An 11,791-nucleotide genomic window follows, 5' to 3' on the forward strand; every position below is an offset into this window, starting at 1 on the left:
GAACGCCATGGAGATCGTCTGGTACGCCCTGCTCGGCCTCTTCCTCGCCGGCTACCTCGTGCTCGCCGGGTACGACTACGGCGTCGGACTGCTGCTCGCCGGCACCCCCGGCGAGCAACCCCGCCGACGGGCGCTCACCGCGCTCGGGCCGTTCTTCCTCGGCAACGAGGTCTGGCTGGTCGCCGCGGTCGGCATCCTCTTCGGTGCCTTCCCGATGCTGGAGGGCGAACTGCTCTCCGGTCTCTACCCGGCGGTCGCCGCCGCCCTGGCCGGGGTGATCCTGGTCACCGCCGCCGTCCAACTGCGCAGCCGGCCCACTGGCGTCGCCGGACGCGCCCGCTGGGACGGCGTGCTGATCACCGGCAGCGCGCTCACCGCGCTCGGCTGGGGCGCCGTCCTCGCCGGGCTGCTCCAGGGGGTGCCGCTGCACGCCGACGGGCACGTCGCCGGGGTCGGCCACCTCTTCACCCCGTTCGTCGCCGCCGGCGGGCTGACCCTGGTCGGGCTGGTCGCCGTACACGGGGCGGTTTTCCTCGCCCTGCGACTGCCCGGCGCGGCCGGCGAGCGTCACGCCCGACTGGGCCGGCGCCTGGTCCCGGTCGCGCTGATCGCGGTGGCCGCGGCCACCGTCGTGGGCCTGCTCACCGACCGGGTACGCGAAACCGCGCAGCAACCCGTCGCCGCGCTGCTGCTGCCGGTGCTGCTGACCGTGGCCCTGCTCGCCGCCGGCCGGGCGCTCGCCCGACGGCGTCCCGGTGTGGCCTTCGTCGCCAGTTCCGCCGCGCTCGCCCTGCCGGTGCTGCTGGTCGCCGCGACCACCTGGCCCTACGCCCTGGTCTCCAGCGTCGATCCGGCCGCCGGGCTGACCGTGTCCGAGGCCGCCGCCAGCACACCCACGTTGCGGCTGCTGAGCTGGCTGCTGATTCCGCTGATCCCGGCCCTACTAGGCTTTCAGGCGATGAGCTGGTGGGTGTTCCGCGGACGGATCGACGACCGGGCGCCGGTGTACTGGTGAGCCGACGCCGCCCGTTCGATCCGCGGCTGCTGCGCCGGGTCCCTTCGACCCGGCGCCAGGTTGTCGTGCTCGGCGGGCTCGGGCTGCTCGCCGCCGCCCTGGTCCTCGCCCAGGCCACCACCCTCGCCGACCTGCTCGCCACCGCCGCCGGTGGGCGCCTCGACCGGGCCGCGCTGCTCGGCTTCGTCGCCGCCGTGGCCGGACGGGCGACCGTGCTCTGGGCCCAGGGCGCGGTGGCGGCCCGGATGGCGGCAACGGTCAAGGCCGCCCTGCGCACCGACCTGCTCGACGCGGTCGGGCAGCGCGGGCCCGGTTGGCTCGCCGGCCAGCAGGCGGGCAGGATCGCCACCCTGGCCGGGCGCGGGCTGGACGCGCTGGACGCGTACTTCACCGGCTATCTGCCGCAGCTCGTGCTCAGCGTCACCGTGCCGGTGGCCGTACTGGCCCGGCTGACGTTCGCGGACTGGAGTTCCGCGCTGATCATCGCCGCCACGCTGCCGCTCATCCCGATCTTCGGCGCGCTGCTCGGCTGGCAGGCCCAGGCCGCGACGCAACGGCAGTGGCGCCGACTCAGCCTGCTCGGCGGGCACTTCCTCGACATGGTCGCCGGGCTGCCGACACTGCGCGCGTTCGGCCGGGCCCGCGCCCAGGTCGACGTGGTCCGGCGGATGGCCGACGGCCACCGGGCCGCCACCATGAAGACGCTGCGGATCGCCTTCCTGTCCGGGCTGGTGCTCGAACTCGTCGCCACCCTCTCGGTGGCCCTGGTCGCCGTCCCGATCGGGCTGCGCCTGCTCGACGGCGGACTGGCCCTGCACACCGCTCTGCTGGTGCTGCTGCTCGCGCCGGAGGCGTACCTGCCGCTGCGGACCGCCGGCAGCAGGTTCCACGCCAGCATGGAGGGGCTGACCGCACTCGACGACGCGCTGACCGTACTCGGCACCGGCTCCCCCGCCGACCGAACCGGCCACGGCGGGCCCGTGCCGGCCCCCGGCGAGATCCGGTTCGAGGCCGTGACCGTCGAGTACGAGCGCACCACCGCGCTGCGCGACGTGACGCTGACCATCCGGCCGGGCGACCGGATAGCGGTGATCGGCCCCAGCGGGGCCGGCAAGAGCACCCTGCTCGGCCTGCTGCTCGGCAACGTCGTACCGACCGCCGGCCGGATCACCGTCGACGGCGTCGACCTGGCCACCGCCGACCTGGAACAGTGGCGCCGGCACCTGGCCTGGGTGCCGCAGCGGGCCCACCTGTTCGCCGCGTCGCTGACCGACAACATCCGCCTCGGCCAGCCCGACGCCCCGATCGAGTCGGTACGGACCGCGGCCAGCTTCGCCGCCCTCGACGACGTGCTGCGGGACCTGCCCGAGGGACTGGACACCCTGCTCGGCGAACGCGGCCACGGGCTGTCCAGCGGGCAACGGCAGCGGGTAGCGCTGGCCCGCGCCTTCCTGCGGGACGCGCCGGTCGTGCTGCTCGACGAACCCACCGCCCGGCTCGACGGCGCCTCCGAGGCCGCCGTACTGGCCGCCACCCGCAAACTGGTCGCCGGCCGGACCGCCGTGCTGGTCGCCCACCGGCCCGCGTTGCTGGCCGAGGCCGACCGGGTGCTCCGGATCGAGAACGGGCGGGTGACCGAACTCACCCCCGACCGGCTACCGGACCGCAGCGGGGCGGGGGCGGCCCGATGAACGGAAACGGCGCGCTCGACGGCCTCGGGGCCGAGCGGACAGTGCTCCGGCTGGGCCGTCCGTACCTGGGCCGGCTGGTCGGCGCCGGACTGCTCGCCGCCGGCACCGAACTCGCCGGACTGGCCCTGATGGCCACCGCCACCTGGCTGCTGATCACCGCCGCCGGGCAGCCGCCGCTGGACGTACTCACCGTGGCCATCGTCGCGGTCCGGGCGCTGGCCATCGGCCGGGGCGTGCTGCGCTACACCGAACGCCTCGCCGGGCACGACGCCACCCTGCGCTTCGTCACCGACGTACGGGCCCGGGTCTTCGCCACCCTGGCCGGACGCCGCACCGGCGCCGCAGAACACACCGGCGACTCGCTCAGCCGGCTCGTCTCCGACGTGGAGGCGGTCCAGGACCTGCTGCTGCGGGTGCTGGTGCCGGGCGCGGCGGCAGCGGTGGTGAGCCTGCTGGCCGTCGCCGGCACCGCCGCCCTCGCCCCCGCGGCAGCGGCACCGCTCGCCCTCGGGCTGCTGCTGGCCGGAATCGTCCTGCCGGCCGCCGCCACCGCGCTGACCCGGCGCACCGCCGACCGGGTCGCCCCGCTGCGCGGCGCGCTCGCGGTCGACGCGGTCGACCTGACCCACGGCGCCGCCGACCTGGCCGCCTTCGGCGCCACCCGGGCCGCGCTCGACCGGGCCGACGGCCGGGCCCGGGAACTGGCCGGGCTGGAACGGCGGCTGGCCGCTGCCGGCTGGGCGATCGACGGGCTCGGGGTGCTGGTGTCCGGTGCGACCACCGCCGCCGTCGTCGCCACCGCGCTGTACGCCGGGCTGGACGGGGTGCTGGTCGGCGTACTGGCGGTGGGCACCCTGGCCGCGGTGGAGGTGAGCCTGGCCCTGGTCGGTGCCGCCCGCCAGTGGACCCAGCTCCGCGCCGCCCTGCGCCGGGTGGCACCCCTGCTCACCGCCACGTCGAGCGAAGAAGCAACCGTCGAATCGACCGCTGCATCGACCGGCCAAACGACCGACGAAACGACCGACGAAACGACCGGCGGGGCGACCGCCGGATCGACGGGCGGGCTCGGGGCGAGCGGGTCGGTGGTCGAGCGGCACGACTGTGTGGTCGACGAGGTGACCGTCCGGTACCGGGACGGGGCGCCGGCCGCGCTCGACCGGGTGAGCCTGGATCTGCCGGCCGGCCGGCGGGTGGCCGTGGTGGGGCCGAGCGGGGCCGGCAAGAGCACGCTGATCGGCGTACTGACCGGCGCGGTGGTGCCGGACGGCGGCCGGGTCACCGTGGGTGGTCGGGAGCTGTCCGCGTACCCGGTCGAGCAGTTGCCCCGGCTGGTCGGCGGGCTGCTCGCCGAGGCGTACGTGTTCCACGCGTCGGTCCGGGAGAACCTGCTGCTCGGCCGGGCCGACGCGAACGACGACGAGTTGGCCGCCGCGACCGGGACCGCCGGCCTGCTCGACTGGGTACGACAGCAGCCCGCCGGTTGGGAGACCATGGTCGGCGAGGACGGCGGCCAGCTCTCCGGCGGCCAGCGGCAGCGGCTGGCCCTGGCCAGGGCACTGCTCGCCCGGCCACCGGTGCTGGTGCTGGACGAGCCGACCGAGGGGCTCGACCCGACCGCCGCCGACCGGGTGCTCGCCTCGATCACCGACACGATCCCGACCGGGCACGCCGTACTGCTGGTCACCCACCGGTTGCGCGGCCTGGACCGGTACGACGAGATCCTGGTCCTGGACGCCGGCCGGGTACGGCAACGTGGCCGGCACGCCGACCTGCTCGACCAGCCCGGCTGGTACCGGGAACAGTGGCTGGCCCAGGAGGCGGCGGAGGGCGACTACCTGGCCCTCACCGCCCACTGAGGACCCACCGCCCGGCGGTCCGATCCCCGGCGAACTCCGGTCCACCGACCGGCGAGCCCCGGTCCGGCGCCAGGCGAGCCGCCCGGCGAACCCCGAGTCGGTCTCGGGGACGGAACCGGGGGAACGCCGGACCTGAGGCGGCGGGCCGACATGGCAGGCTGAACGGATGTCGACCCGCGAGGCCCCGATCGACCACTATCTTCGACTGCTCGGCGGCCGGCTGCGCGGACCGGCCCGGCTCAGACGCGACCTGCTGACCGAGGTGCGCGACAGCCTCCGGGACGCGACGGAGGCGTACCGGGAATGTGGTCTGGATCCGATCGCGGCGCAGCGGCGGGCGGTGGCCGAGTTCGGCGCGCCCGACCGGCTCGCGCCGGCCTACCAGGCCGAGCTGACCGCCGGGCAGGGGCGGCGGCTGGCGCTGCTGGTGGCGCTCGTCCCGGTCGCGATGCTGACCGCCGACCTGATGTGGTGGCAGCCGCCGGCCACGACCCCGTCGGCGCCGTCGGGCTTCCTGCTCCTGGTCCAGGCCCTGGACTGGGCCTCGTACGCCGCCGGCGCCCTGGCCCTGCTCGCGCTCCTCCTGCTCGGCCCGGCCGGCCGCCGGTGGCCGATCGCCCCGCGTGGGGTGGTCCGCCCGCTGGCCGTGGTCGCCCTGGTCGTCGGCGGCCTGATCTGGGCGCTCGGCGTCTTCGCCGGGGTGAACGCGGTCCGGGAGTCACCGGCGGCGCTGACCTGGCCACCGATGATCACCGCCTGGATCATGCTGAACGCCACCTTCGGCCTGCTCACCTGGCTGACCGTCCGGGCGATCGCGGCAACCGGACACCGGCCGATCCCGGCATGATCGACGAGTACGTGCACGAGCTGGGCCGGGCGCTGCACGGGCCGGCCCGGCTCAAATCGGACCTGCTGACCGAGGCCCGGCACAGCCTGACCGACAGCGCCGAGGGCTACCGCGACGGTGGCCTGCACCCGGCCGAGGCCGAGCGGCGGGCCATCACCGAGTTCGGCCCGGTAGGCCGGCTCGCCCACGAGTACCAGTCGGAGCTGCTCGCCGGCGCGCTGCGCGCCCTGGCCCTCCGGGTTGTCCTCGTGGGTGTGGTGCTGATGGCCACCGCCGACCTGATGTGGCACGAGGCGCCCTGGACCGGCCCCCGGCCACCCGCCGGTTACCTGCTGCTCTCCGGCTCGCTGGACTGGCTCTGGCGGGGCATCCTCCTGCTCGCGCTCGGCTCCTACCTGTGCCTGGCCCGGTACGCCCGGAGTGGCCGGACCGGTCCGGTACGGCTGGCGCGGGCGGCCGGGATCGGCCTGTCGGTCTCGCTCGGTCTCGGCTGGATCGTCACGGTGGCGGTGTACGCCTGGTCCGTGACCCTCTGGGACTCGGCGCTGGCCTGGCCGCCGATGCTGGTCGGCGGGATCGCGCTGGTCGCCGTGCACGCTTGGCTGGGTCGGGCGGCGTACGCCTGCCTGGCGACGGGTCGGCCGACCGGAGGCCGGTGAGGGGTGGCGGCCCTGCGCAACGGCGGCGTGGCCGGGTGGGTCAGGCGGGCGCCTGCGACGGGCCGTCCACGCCGAGGAAGCGGCCCACCGTCGAACTGAGCTCCTGCCAGCTCGTCCGCTCACCGGCCAGGGCCCGGTGCCCCGCCCCGGTGAGCCGGTACGTCCGCCGCTCCCGGCCGTTCACCGTGCTCCAAGTGCTGTCGACGTAGCCGGCCCGCTCAAGCCGGCGCAGGGCCGGGTAGATCGTCCCGGTGGGCAGGTTCAGCATGCCGCCGCTGCGTTCGCGGAGCGCCTCGATGATGGCGTAGCCGTGCAGCGAGCCCTCCTCAAGCACCGAGAGCAGCAGCGCGTCGAGATGGCCGTGCAACGCCTGGGCCTTCATAGGTAGCAAGACTACTAATAGATGGTGGCTTCGCCAACGGGGTGCCGGCACCCGCCCCGTCGAGCCGCCCACTAGGGTATGTGCGCAGAGTCACCCACCCGACAGTTCCACCCCGGATCGGGTGCCGCAAACCTTGAGTGCACACGGAGGTCAGCGTGGCCCGCCAGTCGCCCCACCGGCCCGACGCCGACGAACCCGACACCGAGTTCGACGAGAGCAGCCGGACCACCGACACCGCGACCGACAGCACAGCGGACGCGGCAGCCGACCCCGTCGAGGCCGACCAGGACCTCGACGACGACGAGGTAACCGAGCCCGCGAACCGCGCACTGTGGGAAGACGTGCGGATCGACCCGGTGGAGATCGCGCTGCCCGCCGGCAGCGGCTTCACCCTGCGGGCGTACCGGATGTCCAACACGGTGACGCCGACCGAGATCGGCGAACGCGAGGACGACCCGTTCGACGCCCGCGCCCGCCGGTTGGAGGACGAGGAGACGGTGGTCTTCCTCGACGAGGAGTTCGCCGAGGACTTCGAGGACGACGACGGCAAGCCCCGGCGGGTCCGCCGTACCCGTGACGGCGACGAGGTCGACGACGAGGAACTGCTCGCCGACGACGACGCCGACGATGAGGAAGCGGACGAAGCCGACGACGATGAGGAAGCCGAAGAAGTTGCGGTCTTTCTCACTCACCGGGGCAAACTGCTGCTCTTCAAGAGCCGCGAGTCACTGGTCAGCTTCGTCCTGTCCGGCGCACCGCACGACATGTCCGGGCTCGACACCTGGGACGACCTGGTAGCCCGGCTCCAACCAGCGGATATCACCCCACTGGACGATGACTCGTACGAGCTCGACCTGGTCGTGGAGAACCTCCGCGGCGGCCACGACACGTGGGACCCGGCCCTGCTCATCTCGGCCGGAGAGATCGCCCGCGACCTGTCGTACGCGCTGCGGCTTCCCTCCGTACTGGATATGCTCTCGACCGGCTCCAGCCTCGATGACCTGGACGAGGCGCTGCGCGCGACGGCCAACGGTGGCCTCGGCGGTTTCATGGGGCGGCGCCGACTCAAGAAAATCGGGGCACAAACCGCAAGTTTGGGTTGGCGCACGATTATCGGCAAGATCTCTGCATCGGTGGACTGGCGCGACTGACCCCTCACCAGGGAGCATCAGTCTTTGGCACACCACCTGGGTCTCGGGAGGAGGACGACGCCGTGGCGCTCGTGCGGGTGTACTGCGGTCTGGCCTCAGCGGATCCGTCCGCTGGACCGGCTTCGGCCGGATCCACGCTGACGTCTGCTGTGGTTGACGACGCAGGCCGACTGCTCCACGTCGGCGAGATCGGCGACGACCCGGCTGGCTACGCCCAGCTCGGCGCGCTGCTCGTCGAACGTTCGAGCGGCATGAGCGGTGTGGCGATCGCCGCCGACAGCGACGACCACCTGGTCACCTCGCTGCTGAGCGCGGCCGGCCGACCCCTCGCGATCGCCGACGACGACTCGGTCGACGACTTCGCCGAGCGGTTCGCCGACGACGAGTCGGTGGAGGAGATGGAGAGCTCGCCGGCCCAGCGGCGGGCGGTCGGACTCGCCCGCGCGTTGCAGGCCGGCGCGCTCTCCGCGATGACCCTTCCGGCGCCCCGGGACCTGGCCGGCTACAAGCCCGTACTGGCGGCGCACGCCGCGCTGGCCAGTGGGCGTCACTCCGCCGCCGCGACCCTGCGCGAGGTGCTCCGCGAGCTGTACCCGGCCGCCCTGCGGGCGTACCCGGATCCGGCCGATCCGGTGCCGCTCGCGGTGCTCGACGCGCTGCCCGAGCCGGGCATGCTCGCCGGCACCGGCGAGCGGGGCCGGGACACCTCGGTCGCCGCCGACGCCATCGCCGCCCACCTCGCCGCGGACGGCATCGCCGACCCCGAGGAGATCTCCGAGGCGATCACCGCGCTCCAGGTGGCGATCGTCGAGACACCCCGCCGGGCCACGGTCAGCAACAAGGCGCTCACCTCGGCCGTCGCCGAGGCGGTGCGGCAGGCCGTCGCCGCGGTACGCGCCTGTGACGCGGGCTGTGACGCGCTGGTGGCGACGCTGGCGGCACGGGTCACCACACCCGCGCCGCTGTCCGGCCGCCGTACGGTGCGCCGCGCCACCGTGGGCGCCACCACGGGCGCCGGTGCCCACGGGACCGGCAGCCACGGCGTCGTCGGCAGCCACGGCGTCGGCAGCCAGGGGCCGGGCAACCACGGCGTACGGCCGGCGAACCACGAGCCGGTACCGGCGGTCGGCCGACGCAGCCGGCCTCAACCAGCCCCCGGCGGCGGGATGCCGGTCACCCCGCAGCCGATGTCACCGCCTCCGGTCGCGCCCGCGCCGTTGACCCCGCCGCCGAGCGCCCCGCAGCCCCTCGCACCCGCGGCCGCCCTGCCCGGCCGGCAGCTCGCGCCGCCGGTGGCACAGCCGCAACGCGACCTGCCCCCACCGCCGCCCGCGAACCCGGCGGGACCGGCGCAGTGGCGGGAGTCGCCGGCCAACCGGCCGGTGTCCGCCCCGCCCCCGCCGCCGCCGGGCATCACGCCGATCGTGCCGGTGCAGCGCAGCAGCAGCGTGCCGCCGGTCGACGCGGGTGAGCCGTTCCGCGCCACCCTCACCACCGCAGCGATCAACAGCGCCCGCAGCGAGCGTCAGCGCCCGACGCCGATCGTGCCGCGGCCGAAGACCAAGGGCGAACCGGGTCTCGCCGCCACCGGTTTCGGCGCCACCGACCTCAATGTTCCGGTGCCGACTCCCCGGCCGGACGCGGTCACCGCGCCGCCGGGATCGCGGGCGAACTGGCCCCTGGTCGGCCCCGCCGAGGACCGTAACCAGCTGGAACTGGAGCAGCTCGACCGCGACCGGGCCGACCGCGAACGCGCCGAACGCGACCGGGCCGACCGGGAGCGGAACGAGCGCGCCGAGCGCGACCGGGCCGACCGGGAGCGGAATGAGCGCGCCGAACGCGACCGGAGCGACCGGGAGCGGGGCGAACGCGCCGAGCGCGACCGTCTGGACCGCGACCGGGCCGACCGGGAGCGGAACGAACGCGCCGAACATGGCAGAGCCGAACGGGACCGGGCCGACCGGGACCGGGCCGAGCGCGACCGTCTGGACCGTGAGCGGGCCGGGCGGGACCTGGCTGCCGCCGCCGAGCCGGCGTACCAGTTCGACAAGCGTTCCCCGGCCGGTCTCGACCTGCCGGCGGCGGCCGGACCGGGCGACGGACGGGTGACCCCGCCGTGGCTCGCGGACGACCTGCCGCAGGAACCGCCGATGCTCCGGCTGGTCGAGCCACCGCCGCTGGCCGACCGTGCCCTGACCGACCGCGCCCTGCGCGACCACCAGCCCGGCCCAACCGCCGACCAGCGTCTGGACGGCCCGCCGCTGCGCCTGGTGGAGCCCGAGGACCCGGACCGCGGTGGCCGGCTCATCACCCGGTCGGCCCGCCGCGCCGCCGAGCCGAGCGCTCCGCCGGTGGCGGCCGAGGGCGACGGCGACCTGCTGATCTTCGCGGCCGCTCGCTCGGCCTGGTTCACCGGACATCCGGAGGACGACGCACAGGTGGAGTGGGTCTCGACCGCCGACACCGGCTGGCGGGCGGCCGAGCAGGCGGCCAGGCCGCAGGTGGGCGACGAGACGCGGGCGGGTCTGCCGAAGCGGGTGCCGCAGGCGAACCTGGTTCCGGGCTCGCCGCTGCGGGACGAGCGGCCGCTGCGCATCGTGCGCGACGCGGCCCGGATCGCCGAGCACACCACCGGCTACTTCCGCGGCTGGCGCAGGGGTCAGGAAATCGGCGGCTTCGCGGTCGGCGGTCGCCCCGGACGCGAGGCCGCGGGTGGCTGGGACTTCACCCGCGACGGCAACGAGCGGGACGACGATCGGGAGTACGAGTTCCGCTCCGCCGGTTACCGCTCCTGACCACCGCCAATCCCATGCCCCTGTGACCGGGCCCACATACCGTCGAGTGTTCCTGGCCACACCATAAATATTTGACGGCAGGACTATCCGCTCGGCAACATACCGGCGGAACAGTAGGCGGGCCGGTGAGCATGCCGGCGTGAGAGGCGGCATCTGATGGCGACACCGGCGATCGGTTCATCCGCCCTTACCCGTCGCGGCCTGCTCCTGGCCGGCACCTCCACGCTGTTCCTGGCCGCCTGCGGGCGCGGCGACGAGGACGATCGCAGCGGCCCCACCGGCAAGGGTCCACAGGACCTCGCCATCGGTGCCAGCCTGGAACTGACCGGCGCCGGCGCGGCACTGGGCGTCCTCCAGGAACGGGCACTGCGGATCACCCTCGAAACGTTGAACGAGGAAGGCGTACCGGTCGGCAACCTGCGCCGGAAGATCCGCCTGGTGGTGCAGGACAACGGCAGCAACCCGAAGACCGCGGCGGAGCAGGCGACCGAAATGGTCAACCGCGACCAGGTGCACGCGCTGGTCGGCGGCACCCTGGCCGAGACCTCGATGTCGATGATCGCTGTCGCGCAGGAGGCGCAGGTCCCGTTCATCTCCCTCGCCGCCGCCGACGAGATAGTGCTGCCGCTCCCCCAACGGACCTTCGTCTACAAGCTCACCCCCGACGCCAGCGACGTCGCCCGCCAACTGGCCCGCCTGATCAACTCACAGCGGCTGGAGAAGGTCACCCTGCTGGCCGCACCGGGCCTGCACGGAAACTCCGGCGTACGGGCCATGACGGGGGCGCTCGACACCGTCGGGGTGGGCCTGAACAAGACCGTACGGCTGCCGGCCACCGGTGCCGACTTCGCGTCCGCCGCGACCCGGGTGGCGAGCGGCAAGCCGGACGGGGTGACGATCTGGGCCACCGCCCCGAGTTCCGGCGCCGCCGCCCGCGCGCTGCGCGACGCCGGCTACCAGGGCCCGATCTTCTTCGACGCCGGCGCGGTCGCCGAGGAGACCCTCTCGACCGAGAACGCCGAGGCGGTCGAGGGGTCCTTCGTGGTCCACCCGATGGCGCTGAGCGGCTCCTCGCTGACCAACACCACCAGCGCCGGCCTGGCCCGGCGGGACTTCGTCTTCCGCTACATCCAGGAGCACGGCTCGTTCAGCGGGTTCGCGCCGTACGCGTCGGACGCGGTGCACCTGATCACCGCCGCCGCCCGGCTCGCGAACAGCGTCGACCGGGGACGTCTGCGGGTGTACCTGGCCCGTCAGGTGACCGAGGGAATCGCCGGCTCGTACGCGTTCGCGCCGATCCGTCACGGCGGCATGGAGCCCGACTCGCTCGGCGTGTTCACCGTCAGCCGTGGCGAGTGGACCCGGATCTCCTGACCCGGCCCGACCCCGAGCGCT

At 74.5% G+C, this 11,791-nt stretch carries 9 protein-coding genes; 8 read left to right on the forward strand and 1 reads right to left on the reverse strand.

Features of this window, described 5'->3' with window-relative positions:
* Positions 1-7 precede the first annotated feature (7 nt).
* The 5 genes from OG792_RS29820 to OG792_RS29840 all read left to right on the forward strand — a co-directional run bounded on the left by OG792_RS29820 (position 8) and on the right by OG792_RS29840 (position 6,068).
* Positions 8-1,015, forward strand: coding sequence for a cytochrome d ubiquinol oxidase subunit II (locus OG792_RS29820; protein ID WP_329104494.1), 1,008 nt, complete (start codon positions 8-10; stop codon positions 1,013-1,015).
* The gene (gene cydD / locus OG792_RS29825; protein ID WP_329104496.1) at positions 1,012-2,706 is read left to right on the forward strand and encodes a thiol reductant ABC exporter subunit CydD; all 1,695 of its coding nucleotides are present in this window, start codon (positions 1,012-1,014) and stop codon (positions 2,704-2,706) included. Before OG792_RS29820 ends, cydD begins: the two co-directional genes overlap by 4 nt.
* Entirely contained in the window at positions 2,703-4,562 is a 1,860-nt protein-coding gene (gene cydC / locus OG792_RS29830) for a thiol reductant ABC exporter subunit CydC (RefSeq protein ID WP_329104498.1), read from the forward strand. Before cydD ends, cydC begins: the two co-directional genes overlap by 4 nt.
* A 166-nt stretch (positions 4,563-4,728) precedes the next feature.
* The gene (locus OG792_RS29835) at positions 4,729-5,409 is read left to right on the forward strand and encodes a permease prefix domain 1-containing protein (RefSeq protein ID WP_329104500.1); all 681 of its coding nucleotides are present in this window, start codon (positions 4,729-4,731) and stop codon (positions 5,407-5,409) included.
* A complete protein-coding gene (locus OG792_RS29840; protein ID WP_329104502.1) occupies positions 5,406-6,068 on the forward strand; it encodes a permease prefix domain 1-containing protein in 663 nt (220 codons plus the stop codon). Before OG792_RS29835 ends, OG792_RS29840 begins: the two co-directional genes overlap by 4 nt.
* Before the next feature lie 40 nt (positions 6,069-6,108).
* On the opposite strand, the gene OG792_RS29845 is transcribed toward OG792_RS29840, so the two are convergent.
* Positions 6,109-6,450 carry a PadR family transcriptional regulator gene (locus tag OG792_RS29845; protein WP_329104503.1) on the reverse strand — a complete coding sequence of 114 codons (342 nt, stop codon included), beginning with the start codon at positions 6,448-6,450 and terminating at the stop codon, positions 6,109-6,111.
* 155 nt (positions 6,451-6,605) lie between these two features.
* On the opposite strand from OG792_RS29845, the gene OG792_RS29850 reads away from it, so the two are divergent.
* The 3 genes from OG792_RS29850 to OG792_RS29860 all read left to right on the forward strand — a co-directional run bounded on the left by OG792_RS29850 (position 6,606) and on the right by OG792_RS29860 (position 11,770).
* Positions 6,606-7,601 (forward strand): DNA primase, encoded by a 996-nt coding sequence (locus tag OG792_RS29850; protein ID WP_329104505.1) that lies wholly within the window; start codon positions 6,606-6,608, stop codon positions 7,599-7,601.
* A gap of 62 nt (positions 7,602-7,663) precedes the next feature.
* Positions 7,664-10,396 (forward strand): transposase, encoded by a 2,733-nt coding sequence (locus tag OG792_RS29855; protein ID WP_329104506.1) that lies wholly within the window; start codon positions 7,664-7,666, stop codon positions 10,394-10,396.
* A gap of 156 nt (positions 10,397-10,552) precedes the next feature.
* On the forward strand, positions 10,553-11,770 hold the full coding sequence (locus OG792_RS29860) for an ABC transporter substrate-binding protein (RefSeq protein ID WP_329104507.1): 1,218 nt from the start codon (positions 10,553-10,555) through the stop codon (positions 11,768-11,770).
* Positions 11,771-11,791 lie beyond the last annotated feature (21 nt).

Origin of the sequence: Micromonospora sp. NBC_01699 (genome assembly GCF_036250065.1) — a bacterium.
Classification (GTDB): Bacteria; Actinomycetota; Actinomycetes; order Mycobacteriales; family Micromonosporaceae; genus Micromonospora_G.

Coding starts and splice junctions, on each gene's coding strand:
- OG792_RS29820 (WP_329104494.1), top strand. CDS start 8: ATGGAGATCGTCTGGTACGCCCTGCTCGGCCTCTTCCTCGCCGGCTAC.
- cydC (WP_329104498.1), top strand. CDS start 2,703: ATGAACGGAAACGGCGCGCTCGACGGCCTCGGGGCCGAGCGGACAGTG.
- OG792_RS29835 (WP_329104500.1), top strand. CDS start 4,729: ATGTCGACCCGCGAGGCCCCGATCGACCACTATCTTCGACTGCTCGGC.
- OG792_RS29840 (WP_329104502.1), top strand. CDS start 5,406: ATGATCGACGAGTACGTGCACGAGCTGGGCCGGGCGCTGCACGGGCCG.
- OG792_RS29845 (WP_329104503.1), bottom strand. CDS start 6,450: ATGAAGGCCCAGGCGTTGCACGGCCATCTCGACGCGCTGCTGCTCTCG.
- OG792_RS29860 (WP_329104507.1), top strand. CDS start 10,553: ATGGCGACACCGGCGATCGGTTCATCCGCCCTTACCCGTCGCGGCCTG.